17 protein-coding genes and 1 pseudogene are annotated in these 18,256 nt (G+C 66.3%); 6 read left to right on the top strand and 12 right to left on the bottom strand.

Translation table 11 applies throughout. The features are described from left to right. Positions 1 to 32 precede the first annotated feature (32 nt). Complete coding sequence (locus tag FOB72_RS27725; RefSeq protein ID WP_150376234.1) at positions 33 to 554, top strand: ankyrin repeat domain-containing protein; 522 nt, start codon at positions 33 to 35, stop codon at positions 552 to 554. Between the two features lie 93 nt (positions 555 to 647). Next, positions 648 to 1,397 (top strand): annotated as a pseudogene (locus FOB72_RS27720) (YoaK family protein); the annotation flags it as partial. Positions 1,398 to 1,432: 35 nt separating this feature from the next. Here FOB72_RS27720 and FOB72_RS27715 read toward each other — a convergent pair. Together FOB72_RS27715 and FOB72_RS27710 are read right to left on the bottom strand one after the other, a co-directional pair. After that, positions 1,433 to 2,191, bottom strand: a complete 759-nt coding sequence (locus FOB72_RS27715) for an SDR family oxidoreductase (protein ID WP_150376230.1) — start codon at positions 2,189 to 2,191, stop codon at positions 1,433 to 1,435. A gap of 79 nt (positions 2,192 to 2,270) precedes the next feature. Then, positions 2,271 to 4,157 (bottom strand): DUF4153 domain-containing protein, encoded by a 1,887-nt coding sequence (locus FOB72_RS27710; RefSeq protein ID WP_150376228.1) that lies wholly within the window; start codon positions 4,155 to 4,157, stop codon positions 2,271 to 2,273. Positions 4,158 to 4,369: 212 nt separating this feature from the next. Here FOB72_RS27710 and FOB72_RS27705 point away from each other — a divergent pair, with 212 nt between their 5' ends. After that, the gene (locus tag FOB72_RS27705) at positions 4,370 to 5,830 is read left to right on the top strand and encodes an MFS transporter (RefSeq protein WP_150376226.1); all 1,461 of its coding nucleotides are present in this window, start codon (positions 4,370 to 4,372) and stop codon (positions 5,828 to 5,830) included. 193 nt (positions 5,831 to 6,023) lie between these two features. Continuing rightward, complete coding sequence (locus FOB72_RS27700) at positions 6,024 to 6,878, top strand: oxidoreductase (RefSeq protein ID WP_150376224.1); 855 nt, start codon at positions 6,024 to 6,026, stop codon at positions 6,876 to 6,878. A gap of 12 nt (positions 6,879 to 6,890) precedes the next feature. On the opposite strand, the gene FOB72_RS27695 is transcribed toward FOB72_RS27700, so the two are convergent. Genes FOB72_RS27695 through FOB72_RS27685 form a run of 3 tightly spaced genes read right to left on the bottom strand, consistent with a single transcriptional unit; the run spans position 6,891 to position 10,007 of the window. Next, positions 6,891 to 8,111, bottom strand: a complete 1,221-nt coding sequence (locus FOB72_RS27695; protein ID WP_223851597.1) for an MFS transporter — start codon at positions 8,109 to 8,111, stop codon at positions 6,891 to 6,893. A gap of 11 nt (positions 8,112 to 8,122) precedes the next feature. Next, complete coding sequence (locus FOB72_RS27690; RefSeq protein ID WP_150376222.1) at positions 8,123 to 8,632, bottom strand: flavin reductase; 510 nt, start codon at positions 8,630 to 8,632, stop codon at positions 8,123 to 8,125. Between the two features lie 13 nt (positions 8,633 to 8,645). Beyond that, the gene (locus FOB72_RS27685; RefSeq protein ID WP_150376220.1) at positions 8,646 to 10,007 is read right to left on the bottom strand and encodes an LLM class flavin-dependent oxidoreductase; all 1,362 of its coding nucleotides are present in this window, start codon (positions 10,005 to 10,007) and stop codon (positions 8,646 to 8,648) included. 150 nt (positions 10,008 to 10,157) lie between these two features. Between FOB72_RS27685 and FOB72_RS27680 the strand changes: the two genes are divergently transcribed. Together FOB72_RS27680 and FOB72_RS27675 are read left to right on the top strand one after the other, a co-directional pair. Next, on the top strand, positions 10,158 to 10,727 hold the full coding sequence (locus tag FOB72_RS27680; RefSeq protein WP_150376218.1) for a helix-turn-helix domain-containing protein: 570 nt from the start codon (positions 10,158 to 10,160) through the stop codon (positions 10,725 to 10,727). 111 nt (positions 10,728 to 10,838) lie between these two features. Further along, positions 10,839 to 11,960, top strand: coding sequence for a phospholipase (locus tag FOB72_RS27675; protein ID WP_150376216.1), 1,122 nt, complete (start codon positions 10,839 to 10,841; stop codon positions 11,958 to 11,960). Here FOB72_RS27675 and cheZ read toward each other — a convergent pair. The 7 genes from cheZ to cheA all read right to left on the bottom strand — a co-directional run bounded on the left by cheZ (position 11,884) and on the right by cheA (position 18,250). Further along, positions 11,884 to 12,528, bottom strand: coding sequence for a protein phosphatase CheZ (cheZ, locus tag FOB72_RS27670; RefSeq protein ID WP_150376214.1), 645 nt, complete (start codon positions 12,526 to 12,528; stop codon positions 11,884 to 11,886). The two genes, FOB72_RS27675 and cheZ, sit on opposite strands and share 77 nt — an antisense overlap. A 9-nt stretch (positions 12,529 to 12,537) precedes the next feature. Beyond that, a complete protein-coding gene (cheY, locus tag FOB72_RS27665; protein WP_109585495.1) occupies positions 12,538 to 12,927 on the bottom strand; it encodes a chemotaxis response regulator CheY in 390 nt (129 codons plus the stop codon). A 30-nt stretch (positions 12,928 to 12,957) separates the two neighbouring features. Then, a complete protein-coding gene (locus tag FOB72_RS27660; RefSeq protein ID WP_150376212.1) occupies positions 12,958 to 14,028 on the bottom strand; it encodes a chemotaxis response regulator protein-glutamate methylesterase in 1,071 nt (356 codons plus the stop codon). 22 nt (positions 14,029 to 14,050) lie between these two features. Beyond that, a complete protein-coding gene (gene cheD, locus FOB72_RS27655; RefSeq protein WP_150376210.1) occupies positions 14,051 to 14,707 on the bottom strand; it encodes a chemoreceptor glutamine deamidase CheD in 657 nt (218 codons plus the stop codon). Next, the gene (locus tag FOB72_RS27650) at positions 14,707 to 15,624 is read right to left on the bottom strand and encodes a CheR family methyltransferase (RefSeq protein ID WP_150376208.1); all 918 of its coding nucleotides are present in this window, start codon (positions 15,622 to 15,624) and stop codon (positions 14,707 to 14,709) included. The genes cheD and FOB72_RS27650 overlap by 1 nt, the downstream gene beginning before the upstream one ends. Positions 15,625 to 15,693: 69 nt before the next feature. Next, a complete protein-coding gene (locus FOB72_RS27645) occupies positions 15,694 to 16,188 on the bottom strand; it encodes a chemotaxis protein CheW (protein ID WP_150376206.1) in 495 nt (164 codons plus the stop codon). Positions 16,189 to 16,228: 40 nt separating this feature from the next. After that, entirely contained in the window at positions 16,229 to 18,250 is a 2,022-nt protein-coding gene (cheA, locus tag FOB72_RS27640; RefSeq protein WP_150376204.1) for a chemotaxis protein CheA, read from the bottom strand. Positions 18,251 to 18,256: the final 6 nt, after the last annotated feature.

Raw genomic sequence — 18,256 nt, 5'->3', positions numbered from 1 at the left:
GGGAGCGGGGCCATCCTTCAGGAATACCGATCATGAGTGACGCACAACAATCGCCGGCACCGGGCGACGAGGAACGGCTGCTCGAAGCCATGCAGGAAGTGTTCACGCTGGCGCGCAGTGGCGACGGCGAGAGCCTCGCGGCACTGATCGAGCGTGGCCTGCCGCCCAACCTGCGCAACGAGAAGGGCGACAGCCTGCTGATGCTGGCCAGCTATTACGGTCACGCGGACGCCGTGCGCGCGCTGCTCGACCATGGCGCCAATCCGGACCTGCGCAACGAGGCCGGCCAGACGCCGCTGGCGGGCGCGGCCTTCAAGGGCTTTCGCGATATCGTCGAACTGCTCCTGACGCATGGCGCCGATGTCGAGGGCGCGTCGCCCGACGGCCGCACGGCGCTGATGACCGCGGCAATGTTCAACCGTACCGAGATCGTCGAACTGCTGATCGCCCACGGCGCCAACCCCGACGCCCGCGACAGCCGCGGCATGACGGCGGCGGACGCGGCGGCCTTCATGGCAGGCCGCGGTGGCGTCCAGCTGGGGCCGCTGCACTGACGGGTGACGGCGCGACACGTTCAGGCGTCGCGTCTTTACACAACCTCGCAAAAATGCCATCGTGCATCGTCCCGCCGACTTGAGGGGTTGGTCATGCCGATACATTACCTTCGCGGACTTTCCGCCCGCGAACGCTCGCCGAGTGCGAACCAGCACCTGGGCCTGCTGCTGGCGTTCGTCGCAGGCGCGACCAATGCCGGGGGCTTCCTGGCCGTGCAGCAGTACACATCCCATATGACGGGCATCGTCTCGCATATCGCGGACGAACTCGCCCTGGGCGAGCTGGTCGCGGTCTCGGCCGGCATCGGCGCCGTGGTGTGCTTTCTGGTCGGGGCCTCGGCCTGCGCGGTGCTCGTCAACTGGGCACGGCGCCAGCATCTGCGCAGCGAATTCGCCGCGCCGCTGATGCTCGAGTCGCTGCTGCTGCTCTGCTTCGGCCTGCTCGGGCATGCCTTCGTCGGCCACAACTGGATGTTCGTGCCGGCCACGGTGGCCGTGCTCTGCTTCATCATGGGCCTGCAGAACGCGCTGGTCACGAAGGTCTCGCGTGCGGAAATCCGCACCACGCACGTCACGGGCATCGTGACGGACCTTGGCATCGAACTCGGCAAGCTCTTCTACTGGAACGTGGATGCCAATGGCGAAAAGGTTCTGGCCAACCGCGCGCGATTACGGCTGCTGGGTTCGCTGCTGGCCATGTTCTTCCTCGGCGGCGTGCTGGGCGCGCTCGGGTTCAAGCACGTAGGGTTCGCCGCCACGGTGCCGCTCGCGCTGCTCGTGTTCCTGCTCGCGGCGGTGCCGGTTTGCGACGACCTGCTGGACCGGCTGGCCGATCGCCAGCGCTGATCGGCCTCCACCGTTCTTAACCGCGGCCGGCCTTATCCGCGCCCGACAAAGGGCATCTTCGTGGCCATCACGGTCATGAACTGGACGTTGGTCTCGAGCGGCAGGTTGGCCATATGCACCACGGCATTGGCCACATGCGCGACATCCATCAGCGGCTCGGGGCGAATCTCGCCGTTGGCCTGCGGCACACCGCGCGCCATGCGCGAGGCGAGATCGGTCCCCGCATTGCCGATATCGATCTGCCCGCACGCGATGTCGAAGGCACGCCCATCGAGCGAGAGCGCCTTGGTCAAACCCGTGATCGCGTGCTTGGTCGACGTGTACGGCGCCGTGTTGGGCCGCGGCGCGTGAGCGGAAATCGATCCGTTGTTGATGATGCGGCCGCCGCGCGGGTCCTGCGACTTCATCAGCGCGAACGCGGCGCGCGCGCACAGGAACGAACCCGTCAGGTTGATATCGACCACCGCCTTCCATTGCGCGACGGTCAGTTCGTCGATGGGGATGCCCGGCGCGTTGATGCCCGCGTTGTTGAACAACAGGTCCAGTCGCCCGTAGGTCTCGCGGATCCGCGCGAACAGCTGGTCCACCGAAGCCTCGTCGGCAACGTCGCATTGCACGGCCAGCGCATCGTGCCCCGCCGCGCGGGCTTCCGCCGCGACCGCCTCGACGGTTTCCGCGGTGCGGCCCGCGAATACCACGCGGTAACCCGCCTCGGCCAGCGCCAGCGCCGTTGCCTTGCCAATGCCCCGGGCCGCGCCCGTGACCAGTGCCACCTTTCCTGCCTGTGCCATGCCTATGTCTCCTGTTGCGGATGCCAAGTTGTCCTGTGTCGGTAATACGGTGTCCGATACGGAAATGCCGTGCCGGTGATTATCCGCCAGTGGACGTCGAAGGGGCCGACGCCGGCGCGGCCGCTTCCGACGGCGACGCATCGAGCAGGGCCGAGGGCCGGGGCACCGGCATATGGCACGGCGGCGGGCCGGACTCGGCCGGCAGCAGCCGGACGACCTGATCGCCCATGTCGATCTGCGGGAGGGCCTGCGGCACCTGCGCGTACGTCCCCCTCGCCATGCTCTCGCGCACGGCATCCGCGCATTCCGCGCGCACCTGGAACCGCGCGGCGCGGCGCCATATGCCGTCTGCCTCCCGCGCGAACACCTGCGCGTCCTGCCGGTTGACCTCCATCAGCACCACGTTGCCGCCGCTGCCGGGCAGGAAATCCACCACGAAGGCGTCGCAGCGCTTCGTCCGCGCCATGAGGCAGCCCGGCAGAAACTGCCGCGCGGCGGCATCGCCCCATGCATTGTCGAAAAAGGACGCCGGCACGGGACGCCCGGGCGTGCGCTGGTCGATCAGGCTGGCAATCGCCTTCGCGTCGGGCAGCTCGCCCGACGCGGGCGGACGGGTCGCGCTGGCAGCATGCCGCCGGATCGCCTCGGCGTTCGGGCCATCGCCCTCCGCGACCAGCCGGGCCAATGCCTCGCGGCCATAGCGCCCGGCATGCGCTTTCAGGTAGTGGAAGTCGAATTTGTCGGGCGCGATGCGGCCGGCCTCCAGCCGCGCGACCTGACTCTTGACCGACAGCCGCGCGGGATCCGCCACGGGCGTGTAGAGCGCGACGAGTACCACGACCGTGAGGCACGCGGTCAGCACGTTGGTCGAGGCGATACGGAGCATGCCGGCATTGCGTTCGAGCGCGGCCCACGCATAGCCGACCGCATAGCAGCCGGCCAGCAGCAATGCCGCGGCGGTCAGCACGCGGCGCTCGGTCAGGCCGTACTGCTGGATGCGCAGGAACAGGGCATAGCCCGCGATGCACACGAGGGGGACGAGGATCAGGCAGGCGGCCGACGTCGCGAGCCGCAGCACGCGCGGCACCGGCCCTTCGGCAAGACCGCTCTTGTACACCGCATTGATCAGCACGACGAGCAGCGCCGCCGCGCCCAGCAGCAGCGTCGCCGCCGAGCGCGTGGCCCACAGCGGCGCCAGCCCCCTGACCGCGAGCGTCACCAGGAAGCCCAGCAGCAGCGCCACCAGCAGCGGCAGCACCCAGGACAGCAGCGTGAGCACGAGGGTCCGTACGCCGCGCACGAATTCGTCGCGCACATCGGTAATGTGCAGGCCCGCCGCAAACGCCATGGTCAGCACGGGAATGTTGAACCACGCCTGCCGCAGCAGGGTTTCGAGAAAGCGCAGGCCGAGCAACTCGAACAATTCGGCGCCGATCCACAGCACGAGGTACAGCACCGCCGCGAACAGGGCCGCGAGGTGGCCCTGGATACCGATCTTCCAGCCGATGCGGAAATAGGCCGGATAGGGCGCGAGATAGGTCCCCGCGGTATCGGCGGCCACCACGATCGCATAGGCGATGAACATGATCGTGGCCGCGATAAATGCCACGTGCGTGGACGGATAGCGCGCGCGGGCCAGTTCCACGCCGGCCGGATCGATATGGCGCCAGGCATCGTGAAAACCGAGCATGGCCACCACGGCCGCCAGCAGCACGCACCAGAAAACGAGGCGCGGCGCGCGCAACTGCGAGAAACCGAGAATCGCGACGGGCGGAATCATCAGCGCCGCCAGCAGCATCGGAGCGAAAACATAATCGCGCGCGAGCGCGGAATGATCCTGCGCGGCGCGGTACAGCGAGTACAGAAGAATCCCTTGCCCGGCGCCGACCAGCACGCGCCCCAGAAACAATGCCCTCTCCCGTTGTCTTGCCTCCCTGGTGGCCGACCCCGCCATCATCATGTGCATGGACTTTCCTGTTATTCGGATATCTGTCGGAAATGCCACGCCATGATAATTCAGATCACTTTACGGCAATGGACATCCCAAGGTGTGATGTAAAAACGTCAACGATCCGCAGGCGATAAACATATAACGACAAACCATTTTGTTGTCCCGCCATGTCCGCGTAGCATGCGGCGCTTCGCCAGACAGGGAAAACCTGCCCTCATCACCATCACATGTCAGTCGATCTCGCCCTCTCTCCGGGCACCGCGGCCAATGCCGCCGCATCCTCCAGCAGCAAGGCCACCATCCGTTCCGCCGCCGACGTGGCACGGCTCGTCAACGAAGGCGGCGCCAAAGTCAGCAATGCCCGCATGGTCGTGGCCATCGCGCTGGGCGGGGTGTTCCTGGACGCCTATGACCTCGGCGCGCTGGCCTTCGGCCTCAAGGATGTCGCGAAGGAATTCAACCTGACGCCGGCCGGCACCGGCATGGTCGCCTCCGCCATCACATTCGGCGCGATCGTCGGCGCGTTCCTCGGTGGCTACTTCACCGACCGCATCGGCCGCTACCGCGTGTTCATGGCCGACATGCTGTTCTTCGTGGTTGCGGCCATCGCGTGCGCGCTGGCCCCGAACGAGTACGTGCTGGCGGGCGCCCGTTTCGTGATGGGCCTCGGCGTCGGCATCGACCTGCCCGTGGCCATGGCGTTCCTGGCCGAGTTCTCCAAGCTGCAGGGCAAGGGCAACAAGGCTGCGCGGGTGGCCATGTGGTGCCCCACCTGGTATGCGGCCATTTGCGTGTCCTATCTGCTCGTGCTGCTCTGCTATGCGGCACTGCCCGAAGGACATGGCGGCCTGCTGTGGCGCATCATCCTCGGCTTCGGCGCGGTCCCCGCGCTGGTCATCATCGCCGTGCGCAGCCGTTATATGAGCGAATCGCCGGTATGGGCGGCCAATCAGGGCGACCTCAAGAGTGCCGCGGCCATCCTCAAGCGGTCCTACGGCATCGATGCCGTGGTCGCGCCCGACGCGGTGGCCGCGCCGGCCAAACGCAAGGCCGCGTGGAGCAACTACGCGGTATTGCTCAAGGGCGTCTACGCCCGCCGCACGGCGCTGGCCACGATCATGTCGATTGCCTCGTCGTTCGCCTACAACGCGGTGGCCTTCGGCCTCCCGGTCATCATTGCGAGCTTCCTCGCGCAGTCGATGCTGACCACGATCCTGGTCTCGCTGGCGCTGAACCTGCTGTTCGCGTTCGTCGGCGGCCTTATCGGCGTGCACCTCGTGCCGAAGACCGGCGCGTGGAAGCTGACCACGGTCGGTTACGCGTTCCAGCTGGCCGCGCTGATCGGGCTGGCCATCATCGGGAAGCCGCACGGCGGCGGCGAGGTAGTGGCGGCGATCGGCTGCCTGGCGGTATTCCTGCTCGGCCAGGGCTTCGGTCCCGGCGCGCATACGATGACCTACGCGTCGCTGAGCTACCCGACCTCGCTGCGCGGCGTGGGCGTGGGCCTGAATCAGACGCTGATGCGCGCCAGCTCCACGGTGTCGCTGTTCCTGTTCCCGGTGCTTGCCGCCGCCCTGAGCACCAAGGTGTTCTGGGTCATCGCGCTGGCGCCGCTGGCCGGCCTGCTGTCGCTGCTGGCCATCCGCTGGGAGCCCGCGAATTACGACGTGGACGCGGAAGACTTCTGATCGTCGCCACCGCAAGCACCACAGAGGCCCGGATATTCCGGGCCTTTTTGTTGCCATGATTCACAACCATCCGTTGTGATTCATCCAATTCAAACCACCATTGTTTGTGGATCGACCGCTGCCTACCATTGCTGTCAACGGTGACCGACACCTCGGCACCGACCCTCAACGAACAAAGCAAAGGAGTTGGATCATGGCGCAATCGAACAACGCAAAAGTCTGGTTTGTGACCGGTGCCTCGCGCGGCTTTGGCGCGCTGATCGTGCGCGATGCGCTGGCACGTGGCGATCGGGTGGTCGCCACGGCGCGCAATCCGCGGCAGATCATCGACGCGCTGGGCGAGCATCCGAACCTGCTGGCGGTAAAGCTCGACGTGACCGACGAGGCTGAAGCAGCGGCGGCGGTCGGGCAAGGCGTGGCCCGCTTCGGCCGGATCGACGTGCTCGTGAACAACGCCGGCTTCGGCGTGCTGGGCGCGGTGGAGGAAACCAGCCTCGCCGAAGCGCGCCGGCTGTTCGAGACCAACGTGTTTGGCGTGCTGGCCGTCTCGCGCGCGGTGCTGCCGCAGATGCGCCGCCAGCGGAGCGGCCATGTCATCAATATCTCGTCGCTGGGCGGCTACGGCGCGTACTTCGGCTGGGGCGTGTACGGCTCGACCAAGTTCGCCGTGGAAGGCATCACCGAGGCGATGTCGCAGGAACTGACGCCGCTGGGCATCCGCGTGACGGTGGTCGAGCCCGGCTTCTTCCGCACGGACTTCCTCAACGACAACTCGCTGGTCTCCACCGTCGAGCGCATCGGAGACTATGCGGAGACCGTCGGCAAGATGCGCGACGTTGCCGCCGATCTCAACCACAAGCAGCCCGGCGATCCGCGAAAGCTCTCGAAGGCGATTCTGCAGCTGGCCGACGCCGACACCCCGCCGCTGCGCCTGCCGCTCGGCACCGACGCGATCGCGCGTATCGAGCAGAAGCACGCTTACGTCGAGCGCGAGCTGGCCCAGTGGCGCGAACTGTCGGCCTCGACCGACCACGCCGAAGCCGCCTGACGCAGGCGGCGGCTAGCGTTTGCCGCCGGCCAGCCGCACGGCGTCGGGATGGTTTCGCAGCCGCCACATCGCGATGCATCCCAGCGCCGGCCCGATCGCCAGCATCCCGAACCCGCCGCGCCAGCCCAGCGCGGCGACGATATCGGGAACAAGATGGATGCTCACAAGCGTGAGCAGGAAGCCCGCGCAGGTCTGCGCGGTCAGCAGCGTCCCCACCGATGTGGGTTCGGCCAGCTCCGTGACGCTGGCCGAGAACTGCGCGGAGTCGGCAATCACGGAGACACCCCAGACCAGCGCGACGATCACGAGCACCGCGATCGGTGCCTGTGCAAGCCATCCCATCGCCGCCGCGCAGCAGGCGCTGGTCGCCATCGCGCCGATGGTGACGGCCGTGCGGCCCACGCGGTCCGCAAGCCAGCCGCCGAACCAGGCACCCACGGCGCCCACCGCGATCACGATGAACGTCACCCACTCCGCCTGCAGCCGCGCATCGGGCATGCCGCGCGCGCTGAAGGTCTGCTGCAGGAACAGCGCGAGCCACGCCCACATCGCGTAGAGCTCCCACATGTGCCCGAGGTAGCCGAGGTTCGCTAGCCGGAGCGACGGCTGCCGCCACGCCTGCGCCATCTTCGCGACGTCGATGCGCGTGGCGCGCCGGATATTGGGACCGATGCCCGCAAACGCGATCAGAACCGCCGCCACCGCCGCGCATCCTGCCGCGATGCCGTAGATCGTGCGCCATTCGAGGCCACCGGTCGCCGCCAGCAGATGGGGACTCGCGGAGCCGAGCGTCAGCGCGCCGACCAGCAGGCCGATCAGCAAACCGAGGTCGCCGCGCGCCCACGTGGCCGCAAGCCGCATGCCCACCGGATAGACGCCCGCCATGCACATGCCGGTCAGGCAGCGCAGCAAGACGACGATGGGGCCCGTGGGAGGCAGGAACGCGAGCAAGCCCGTGGCCAGCGCCGCAATCAGCGCGGATGCCGCGAACAGCCGCCGCAGGTCATAGCGGTCCGGCAGCGACAGCAGGGCCGAGCCGATCGTGCCGACCACGAAGCCGAACTGCACGGCACTCGTCAGCAGTGCTTCGTCGAACGCGGCGATCGCATGCGTGTGCTTGATCACGGCCACGACCGAGCTCGACGAGAACCAGACGCCCATCGCCGCCACCTGCGACACGAGCAGAATGACGAGCGAGGCAAACTTGCCACGCATCGTGTGGCTATCGATCACGCCACCGTCCATCACGCGATCGACGCGACCGGCGACGCCATGGGTGCGGCCACCCGATGGAAATCGCGCGCGAAGTAGATCAGCCCGTCACGATCGCTGGCCGTGCGTGCGGCCTTGATCGCGCAGAAGAACACCGTATGCGTGCCGACCTCGGTCACCGAAGCAATCTCGCAGTCGAGCGCGCTGACCGCGCCATGGAGCACGGGCGCGCCCGTGGCCAGCCGATCCCACTCGGCGCAGGCAAAGCGCTCGGCAATCGACAGGTCGCGCGTGGAGAAATGCGTGGCGATATCGCGCTGGTCGGCGGACAGCACATTCACGCACAGGCGGCCGTTCTCGCGCATCGCCGCGTTATTACGGCTCGCGCGGTTGATGCAGACGAGCAACGTGGGCGGGTCGTCCGTCACCGCGCACACGGCCGATGCCGTGCAGCCCGCGAGCCCCGCATCGCCATCGGTCGTCACGATATTGACGGCGGCACCGAGGCCGGCCATGGCATCGCGGAAAGCAGTCTTGTCCATGTCCATCACCCACTCACCGCACGTTGCGATACTGCGCGGCCGTATGCGACGCCGGCAGGCGCGCATGGCCGAACAGCTTCTCGCGATAGGTTCCGTCCCGATACGCGGTCTTGTACACACCGCGCGCCTGCAGCCGCGGCACCAGCAGCTCGACCACGTCGTCGAAGCATTCCGGCACGACCGTGCGCGACAGGTTGAAGCCGTCCACGCCGGTCTCCTCGCTCCATGCCACGAGCATGTCGGCCAGGCGATCCGCCGACCCCACCCACGGCGCCTGCCGGCTGCCCAGCACCATCTGTTCGAGCAGCTTGCGGCGCGTCCATTGCGGCCCCGCGCTGCGATTCATCGCCTCCACGTTGGAGACGATCGCCTGGCTCTTTCCAGTCTGAATCGGCTCGTCGAGGTCGTACTTCGAAAAGTCGATGCCGAGCGACGCGGCCGCATGCACGAGCGCCGCTTCGTCGCTCACGTAGCGCCTGTACGCCTCGAACTTCTCGCGAGCCTCGTCGTCCGTACGCCCGACGATCAGCGTCGCGCCCATGAACACCTTGACGTCGTCCGCACCGCGGCCGAGCCCGACGGCGCGCGCGCGAATGTCATCGACGATCTCTTTCACCGCTTCCTTCTTCTGGCCGTTCACGAACACGCATTCGGCGTGCGTGGCCGCGAACTCGCGCCCGCGCGTCGAAGATCCGGCCTGGTACAGCACCGGCGTACGCTGCGGCGACGGCGCACACAGATGCATCGCATCGACCTTGTACTGCTTGCCGTGATGATGGATCACGCGCACCTTTTCCGGATCGGCATACACGCCGCGCGCGCGGTCGGCCAGCACCGCGTCGTCGTCCCAGCTGCCTTCCCAGAGCTTGTAGACCACGGACATGTACTCGTCGGCGAGGTCATAGCGATCGTCGTGCGCCATCTGTCCGTCGATGCCAATCGCGCGCGCGGCGCTGTCGAGATACCCGGTCACGACATTCCAGCCCACGCGGCCACCGGTCAGATGATCGAGCGTCGACATGCGGCGCGCGAACAGGAACGGCTGCTCGTAAGTGAGGTTGCAGGTCACGCCGAAGCCCAGATGGCGCGTCACGGCGGCCATCGCGGGAATGACCAGCGTGGGGTCGTTGACGGGCACCTGCACGCCGCCGCGCAGCGCGGCATCGGCGTTGCCGCCATAGACATCGTAGACGCCGACGACGTCCGCGAAGAATACGCCGTCGAACAGCCCGGCCTCGAGCTTGCGCGCGTACTCGGCCCAGTACTGGAGTTCGGTGTAACGCGCCGACTCGTCGCGCGGATGGGTCCACAGCCCCTGCTGGATATGACCGACACAGTTCATGTCGAAGGCATTGAGGCGAATCTCGCGCGGCATCGTGGGGGCTCCGGCCAATTGGAATATTCGTCTACTATAGTGGACGTGCGACTACCAATCAATCCGATCTCATAGCAGGGTTAACCCTTGAGTGGGGCCCGGGCCACAGCGCACCCTATAATTCGCCGTTCCGCCAGCAAGGACCCTCGCATGGATAGCCGACTCGCCGCCGACCCCACCCACGCCATCTCCGCCCGTGTCCGCATCGAGCGCGAATCGCGGGGCTGGTCGCTTGCCGAACTGGCCGACCGGTCCGGGGTATCGAAGGCGATGATCAGCAAGATCGAGCGCGGCGAGGCAAGTCCCACCGCCACGATCCTCGGCAAGCTCTCCGGCGCCTTCGGGCTGCAATTGTCGATGCTGCTCGCGCTCGCCGAGCAGGCGGGGGAGCGGCTGAGCCGCCACGACGACCAGCCGGTCTGGCAGGATCCCGAAACGGGCTATACGCGACGCGCGGTGTCGCCCCGCAATGGCGGCATGATCGAACTGATCGAAGTCACGCTGCCGGGCAATGCGCGCGTGTCCTACCCGTCCTCCGCCTTCACGTTCCAGCACCAGCAAATCTGGGTCCGCGAGGGTACGCTCGTGTTCGAGGAAGGCGAACTCGTGCACACGCTGGCGCCCGGCGACTGTCTGCAGCTCGGCGCGCCCGCGCCGTGCACGTTCGTGAATCCCGGCAAGACGCCCTGCGTTTACGTGGTCGCGCTCGTGCGGCGCTGACAGGGCCGCCATTCGCCGATATCGAGGCGCGATTGAATCCTGGTCAAGGAAATCGCGCGCCGCGCATTCCAGCATGACAGCTCCGATCCACGAAGACAGGAGCGCATGGTCATGCAAGATTCCCATCACCGTGGCCGCTGGCTGGCCCTCTGGCTCGCCGTTGCCTGCACGGCCCCGGCGCCGCCGGTGCAGGCCCGGCCCACCGGCGCCTATTCGCAGCATCCGCACCCGATCCGGCTGCATCCGGACTGGATGTCCCGCCTGCCGGACGATCGTTTTCTCAACGATATCTCGATACCGGGCACCCATAACTCGATGAGCCGCTTCGGCGGCGATGCCGTCGCCACGCAGGCGATGCCGCTTCGCGCGCAGCTGTACGCGGGCGTGCGCGCGTTCGACATTCGCGTCCGGCTGGTCGACAACCATCTGCACGCGTATCACGGCCCGATACGGCAATATGCGACGCTGCGCCGGATCCTCGGCATCATGCGGCAGTTCCTCCGCAGGCATCCCTGCGAAGTGCTGCTGGTGCGCGTGCGGCTGGAAAGCGCGCCGGTATGGAGCACCGTGTCGATCGACGCGGCCGTGGCCATGGAGACCGCGCCGCACCGCGACGCGATAGAGATCGCCTCGCCTGCCGTGCCCCGGCTCGGCCGCGTGCGCGGCCGCATCGTGCTGTTTCCGGAGCGGCTGTACTTCACGCACCACGACGTCTTCGACGCGTGGTATCTGCGCACGAACTGGGATCTATACGAGAAATGGGAGCGGGTGCGGCGCGCGCTCGACAAGGCGCGCGCCAGCGACGTGTTCGACGCCACGCGACCGTGGGGGCAGGTCACCTACCTGTCGGCATCGGGGGGCGCCTTTCCTTACTTCGCCGCGAGCGGGCAGATTGCCGCCAACGAAGGCGCGAGCCGTCTGGCGACGGGACTCACGTCGCCGGCGTTCCAGTACGCGTATCCGGACTTTCCGCGCGTGAACTGTTTTCTGGGCATCTGCACCATCGCGTTCGAGGGCATCAACTACCTGACCCTCGCATACCTGTACAGATGGCAGCCACGCTATGTCGGCGTCGTGATGGCGGATTTCCCCGGACCATCGCTGATCCGGGAAATCATCGCCACGAACACGCGGGCACGTGTGCCCGCAAGGCCGATCAGAAGCCGAGGCTTGCCAGCAGGTCGTCCACCTGCGACTGATCCGCCACCACGTCCGCCTTGCCTTCGGGGTTGATCTGCGGGCCGTTGAGCAGCGTGGCCTGCGTGGCTTGCGTATCCACGCGGCGATCGGCGGGCACGTTGTCGATCAGCACCTGCAGCAGTTCCTGCTCGAGCGAACGGATCATGTCCATCATCTTCTTGATGACCTGGCCCGTCAGATCCTGGAAGTCCTGGGCCATCATGATCTCGAGCAGCTGGCTACCGGTCGCGCGCGTCTTCACCGGAACATCGGCGAGGAACTCGCGCGTGTCCAGCACGAGCGCGCGTGCGTCCTGCAGTTCCACCGGCTTGGCGAACCACTCTTCCCAGCGCTTGTCCAGCGCCTCGGCTTGCGTTTCGAGCGCGGACTGCAGCGGCTGGGCGATCTCGACCGCGTTGAGGCTGCGCTCGGCCGCCTTCTCGGTCATCGTCGCGATGTAGCTCAGGCGATCGCGTGCGTCGGGAATGGCCTGGGCGGCACGCTCGATTTCCTTGTCGAGCCCCAGCTCCCGCATGTTGTCGCGCAGCATCCTTGTGAGGTTGCCGATACGATGGATGATCTGCTCGGCCGAATCAATGGCAGAAGTCTGAGTCGTCGACATGGCAGCACCTTACTCCTTGCCCAGCTTCTCGAAGATCTTGGTGATCTTCTCGTCGAGCGTGGCGGCGGTAAACGGCTTGACCACGTAGCCGTTGGCACCGGCCTGCGCGGCGGCAATGATGTTTTCCTTCTTCGCCTCGGCCGTGACCATCAGCACCGGCGTCTTGGCGATCGCGGGAATCGCGCGGATCGACTGCAGCATCGTCAGGCCATCCATGTTAGGCATATTCCAGTCCGACACGACGAAGTTGAAGCTGCCGTCCTTGACCTTCTCCAGGCCGGCGGCGCCATCTTCGGCTTCGTCGACGTTGTTGAAGCCCAACTCCTTGAGCAGGTTACGGATGATCCGACGCATGGTCGGGAAGTCGTCGACCACCAGGATCTTGATGTTCTTGTCCACTCTACGGCTCCAAAACAGTTGTGGATAAATTTAAACGCGCTGCGCCCGTGCACCGAATGTCGCCAGATGCGCCATTACGCGCTGGCTCATCGACTGCAGAGGCACCACTTCATGCACGCCACCGGCGGCTATCGCCTCCTTCGGCATGCCAAACACGATGCAGGACTGCTCGTCCTGCGCAAGGTTGTACGCGCCGGCATCGCGCATCCGTAACATGCCCTGAGCGCCGTCCTTGCCCATGCCGGTCAGGATCACGCCCGTCACGTTCTTGCCGCCATGCACGGCCGCCGAATCGAACAGCACGTCCACGGAGGGCCGGTGGCGGTTCACGGGCGGATCCTGCGACAGGTGCGCGACATAGTTCGCGCCGCTGCGCGCGAGCATCAGGTGCGAATCACCGGGCGCAATATACGCGTAACCGGGCAGCACACGTTCGCCATGTTCGGCTTCCTTGACCGTAATGCGGCACAGGCCGTTCAGGCGCTGTGCAAACGAGCGTGTGAATCCGGCCGGCATGTGTTGCACGATCATGACCGCGGGACAATCCGGCGGCAGCGGCATCAGGAATTCCTTGATTGCCTCGGTGCCGCCCGTCGATGCGCCGACGATGATCAGCTTTTCGGTGCCCAGCAACGGGCTGCGCAGGATCGGTGCCGCCGCGGCGGTGGTGGGTGCCGTGGCCGTGGAACGCACGCGCGCGCGCGATGCCGCGCGGATCTTGTCGGCGATGGTGTCCGTATAGTCGATGAGGCCGTCGCGGATGCCGAGCTTCGGCTTGGTCACGAAGTCCACGGCACCGAGCTCCAGCGCCCGCATCGTGATTTCGGAACCGCGTTCGGTCAGCGACGACACCATGAGCACCGGCATCGGCCGCAGGCGCATCAGGCGCTCGAGAAAGTCGAGCCCGTCCATGCGCGGCATTTCCACGTCCAGCGTCAGCACGTCCGGATTCAGACGCTTGATCGCATCGCGTGCGACCAGCGGGTCCGGTGCCGTGCCCACGACCTCCATGTCGGGCTGGCTGTTGATGATCTCCGTCATCAGGCTGCGTATCAGCGCGGAGTCATCCACGCACAGCACCTTGATCTTTGCGGCGGTCATAGTTCTGCGTCTCTTGTAGTCTTCACGACGACGTCTTCGACGTCGCCTGCCGCGTAAACAATTCCACGGCGCCTCGCGCGGGCGTTTTCGTGGACGTGGACAGCGCGCGGGCCAATGCCCGTTCGTCGCGCTCCACGACGACCGTGTCGTCCTGGCGGGTCAGCCGGCGTACCAGCGCCAGCCCCGTCAGCGGGAAATAGCTCACACGCCGGGCATGCGGACCGCGCAAGTCCTGTGCCGCCACGCGTATCTCTTCCGTTCTCAGGTACTTCAATACGAAATCGGCATTTCGATCCCCAATATTGAGGGTCGTCATGTTCGCGAGCACCGCGCCACCGCCAAAAACCTTCGCTTCCAGCCGTTCGCGGCGCGCGCCCATCTTCAGCAGTTCGTTGATCAGCACTTCCAGCGCGTAGCAGCCGTAGCGCATCGATGCCGAGAGCACGCGGTCGGGTCCGGCGTTCTCGTCGTCGGGCAGCATGAAATGGTTCATGCCGCCGACGCCGGCGACCTCGTCGCGGATGCACGCCGCGACGCACGAGCCCAGCACGGTGGTCAGCACCACGTCGTCACCGGTCACGTAGTACTCGTTCGGCAGCAGCTTGATGGCCTGCTTGCCGAACTCGCGATCGAAATACTTGCGCGTGGCGATGGCCTCGGGCATCTGCGGAGTTCGCATCACGCACCTCCCGCGCCGGCGCGGCCGGCGAGTTCGTACACGGTCTGCCCGCGCAGCTGGAACGCGCGCGTGACGTACGAGAAGTTCTCCGAGTGCCCCGCGAAGAGCAGGCCGTTCGGCTTCAACAGCGGCGCAAACCGCTCGAGGATGCGGCCCTGCGTCGGCTTGTCGAAGTAGATCATCACGTTGCGGCAGAAGATTGCGTCGAACTGCTCGCGAATGCCCCAGTCCGGCGCGAGCAGGTTCAGCGCGTCGAAAGTGATGGTCGAGGCGAGGTCTGGCTTGACCTTGACCGCGCCGGCGCGCGAGCCCGTGCCCTTGAGGAAAAAGCGTTTGAGCCGTTCCTGCGACAGGCGCGCCACCTGTTCGGTCGTGTAGACGCCGTTCCGCGCCTTGGCCAGGACCTGCGTGTCGATGTCCGTGGCCAGCACGGTGCCGGCACGATCGCCAAGCGCCTCCGCGAGCGTGATCGCAATCGAGTACGGCTCCTCGCCGGTCGATGCGGCCGCGCACCACACGCTGTATGGACGTCCGGTCTTCCTCGCGTGCTCGGCCAGCAGCGGAAAGTGATGTGCCTCGCGGAAGAACGAGGTCAGGTTCGTGGTCAGCGCGTTCGTGAAGTATTCCCACTCCACCGAACCTTCGTCGGCCTCGAGCATCGCAAGATAGCTGCCGAAGTCGGTGAGCTGCAGCGCGCGGAGCCGGCGCGCGAGGCGGCTGTAGACCATCTCGCGCTTGTGGCTGCCCAGCGAGATGCCGGCCCGCTTGTGAATCAATGCGCGCACCTTCTCGAAGTCCCGCTCGGTGAGCAGGAAGTCGCGCATATCGTCACGCAGCGGCGTGATCACGGGCATCGTGGGCGAAACAGCCCCCGCTGGCTTCCCGATGGCACTGGCGGAAGAACGGAGCTGCGTCATGATGAATGTCTTGGTAGAAGCCCGCCCCGAAGGGCGAGCAGGCTTGCATCGTTGCTTGCGAGGACGGGATCAGGCCAGTTCGGCCTCGATCAACGCCATTTCCGGGCTGGTCATCATGCGTTCGATATCGATCAGAATCAGCATGCGGCCTTCCACAGAGCCCAGACCCGTCAGGTGCTCGTTGGACACCGACACGCCGAACTCCGGTGCGGGACGAATATCGTCGCCCGTCAGCGTCAGCACGTCCGACACGCCATCCACGACGATGCCGACCACGCGGCCCGCGACGTTGAGGATGATGACGACGGTCTGATGGTCGTAACGCACGTTGCCGAGGCGGAACTTCAGCCGCAGATCGACGATCGGGACGATCACGCCGCGCAGGTTCGTCACGCCCTTGATGAAATCGGGCGCGTTGGCGATGCGGGTCACCGTCTCGTAGCTGCGAATCTCCTGCACCTTGAGGATGTCGATGCCATATTCCTCGGTGCCGAGCGTGAAGACCAGGAACTCCTGGCCCGAGGCCTCGCTCCCCTGGGTATCGATGTGTCCGATGCCGGCCATGTTTGCTCTCCTTGTCTGAGTGTTGCGCGCGTCCGCCCGATCAGGCGAGCACCGGATCCTGACGGCGCACGCCGGTGCGCTGCAGCGCCGCGACGTCCACGATCAGCGCCACGCTACCGTCGCCCAGAATCGTGGCGGCGGAGATGCACGGCACCTTGCGATAGTTCGTTTCCAGATTCTTCAGCACTACCTGGTGCTGACCGATCAGCTGGTCCACCAGCAGCGCGAAGCGCTTGCCTTCGGCCTGCAGGATCACGGCGATGCCCTGCGTCGGTTCCTGCAGCGCGCCGTCCACGTTGAACACGCGGTGCAGCTCCAGCAGCGGCAGGTACTCGCCCCGCACGTTCATCACGCGCTCGGCGTTGGCGGCGGTATGCACGTCCTCGGCCTTCGGCTGCAGGGACTCCATCACGCAGTTCAGCGGCAGGATGAAGGTCTCCTCACCCACACGCACCGACATGCCGTCGAGAATCGCGAGCGTCAGCGGCAGCACGATGCGCGTCGTGGTGCCATTGCCCGGGCGCGACGCGATTTCCACGTGGCCGCCCATTTCCTGGATGTTTCGCTTCACCACGTCCATGCCGACGCCGCGGCCGGACACGTCCGTCACCACTTCGGCGGTCGAGAAGCCCGGCGCGAAGATCAGCTGCCACACTTCCTCGTCGCTGATGTTTTCCGACACCGGCAAGCCGTTCTGGATCGCCTTGGCGAGAATGCGCTCGCGGTTCAGGCCACCGCCGTCGTCGCTCACCTCGATCACGATATTGCCGCCGTGGTGCTGCGCGGAGAGGATCAACTGGCCCGTCGGCTCCTTGCCGGCGGCGATACGCTTCTCGGGCGTCTCGATGCCATGGTCGAGGCTGTTCCGCACGAGATGGGTCAGCGGGTCGATGATCCGTTCGATCAGGCCCTTGTCCAGCTCGGTCGCCTTGCCGAACGTCACGAGGTCGATCTGCTTGCCGAGCTTGCTGGCCAGGTCGCGAACCAGGCGCGGGAAGCGCGAGAACACGTAGTCCATCGGCATCATGCGGATCGACATCACCGCTTCCTGCAGGTCGCGCGCGTTGCGTTCCAGCTGGCCCATGCCGGAGAAGAGCCGGTCGAACAGCACCGGGTCCAGCGAGGACGCGGTCTGTGCGAGCATCGATTGCGTGATGACCAGTTCGCCGACCAGGTTGATGATCTGGTCGACCTTCTCGGTCGGCACACGGATCGAACCCGCGTCGGGGCTGTGCGCCGCGGCGGCCGCGGGCTTGGCTTTTTCCTTCGCGGCGGCCGGCGCGGCCGGGGCCGACGCGGGAGCCGGCGCAGGGGCGGCGGCTACCGGAGCCGGAGCGGGCGCGGGCGCGGCCGCCGGCGGCGCGGTGCCATCGGACGCCTCCACCACGATCTGGTCGCCGTCGATCACGAAGCAACAGACCGCGATGATGTCATCGGCGCTGCATGCGCTATTCAGCCAGATCGTCAGGTCGCCCTCGGCTTCCTGCTGTCCGGTGATCTCGCCGAGGTTGGCAATCTCTTCGCGCAGCAGCGCCTGGTCCGCCGGCGATACCTTGATCAGGCGAATCTTGAGATTGCCGCCCGCCGGCGCGGCAGCCGCGGCGGGTGCAGACGCGGCGACGGGTGCCGGTGCGGCCGCGGGCGCATGCGCCCCGGCGTCACCACCGGCTTCCTGCGCAAGCTGCTGCAGGACCGCGCAGATTCGCGCCAGAGTTTCCGGATCGGGTTCGGTCCCGTTGCGATAGGCGTTGAGCTGGTCTTGCAACACGTCCTTGGTTTCCAGAAAAGTGTCGATGATGGCCCGCGTGAGCGCGATTTCCTGCCGACGTGCACGGTCGAGCAGGTTCTCGAAGATGTGCGTGGTCTCGGTCAGCGCCGAGAACCCGAACGTGGCGGCGCCGCCCTTGATCGAGTGCGCCGCGCGAAAGATCGCATTGAGCTCTTCCGCATCGGGGGCATCGAGATCCAGCCCGAGCAGCAGTTGCTCCATTTCTACGAGCAGCTCTTCCGCCTCTTCGAAGAAGGTCTGATAGAACTGCGTAATATCGATATCGACAGACATGGCCGT

Origin of the sequence: Cupriavidus pauculus (assembly GCF_008693385.1) — a bacterium.
Lineage (GTDB): Bacteria > Pseudomonadota > Gammaproteobacteria > Burkholderiales > Burkholderiaceae > Cupriavidus > Cupriavidus pauculus_D.
This window is presented reverse-complemented; position numbering and strand designations above follow the sequence as displayed.

Excerpts from the sequence above, each read along its gene's own strand:
- FOB72_RS27725 (WP_150376234.1), top strand. The coding sequence starts at position 33 with ATGAGTGACGCACAACAATCGCCGGCACCGGGCGACGAGGAACGGCTG.
- FOB72_RS27715 (WP_150376230.1), bottom strand. The coding sequence starts at position 2,191 with ATGGCACAGGCAGGAAAGGTGGCACTGGTCACGGGCGCGGCCCGGGGC.
- FOB72_RS27710 (WP_150376228.1), bottom strand. The coding sequence starts at position 4,157 with ATGCACATGATGATGGCGGGGTCGGCCACCAGGGAGGCAAGACAACGG.
- FOB72_RS27705 (WP_150376226.1), top strand. The coding sequence starts at position 4,370 with ATGTCAGTCGATCTCGCCCTCTCTCCGGGCACCGCGGCCAATGCCGCC.
- FOB72_RS27700 (WP_150376224.1), top strand. The coding sequence starts at position 6,024 with ATGGCGCAATCGAACAACGCAAAAGTCTGGTTTGTGACCGGTGCCTCG.
- FOB72_RS27690 (WP_150376222.1), bottom strand. The coding sequence starts at position 8,632 with ATGGACAAGACTGCTTTCCGCGATGCCATGGCCGGCCTCGGTGCCGCC.
- FOB72_RS27685 (WP_150376220.1), bottom strand. The coding sequence starts at position 10,007 with ATGCCGCGCGAGATTCGCCTCAATGCCTTCGACATGAACTGTGTCGGT.
- FOB72_RS27680 (WP_150376218.1), top strand. The coding sequence starts at position 10,158 with ATGGATAGCCGACTCGCCGCCGACCCCACCCACGCCATCTCCGCCCGT.
- FOB72_RS27675 (WP_150376216.1), top strand. The coding sequence starts at position 10,839 with ATGCAAGATTCCCATCACCGTGGCCGCTGGCTGGCCCTCTGGCTCGCC.
- cheZ (WP_150376214.1), bottom strand. The coding sequence starts at position 12,528 with ATGTCGACGACTCAGACTTCTGCCATTGATTCGGCCGAGCAGATCATC.
- FOB72_RS27660 (WP_150376212.1), bottom strand. The coding sequence starts at position 14,028 with ATGACCGCCGCAAAGATCAAGGTGCTGTGCGTGGATGACTCCGCGCTG.
- cheD (WP_150376210.1), bottom strand. The coding sequence starts at position 14,707 with ATGCGAACTCCGCAGATGCCCGAGGCCATCGCCACGCGCAAGTATTTC.
- FOB72_RS27650 (WP_150376208.1), bottom strand. The coding sequence starts at position 15,624 with ATGACGCAGCTCCGTTCTTCCGCCAGTGCCATCGGGAAGCCAGCGGGG.
- FOB72_RS27645 (WP_150376206.1), bottom strand. The coding sequence starts at position 16,188 with ATGGCCGGCATCGGACACATCGATACCCAGGGGAGCGAGGCCTCGGGC.
- cheA (WP_150376204.1), bottom strand. The coding sequence starts at position 18,250 with ATGTCTGTCGATATCGATATTACGCAGTTCTATCAGACCTTCTTCGAA.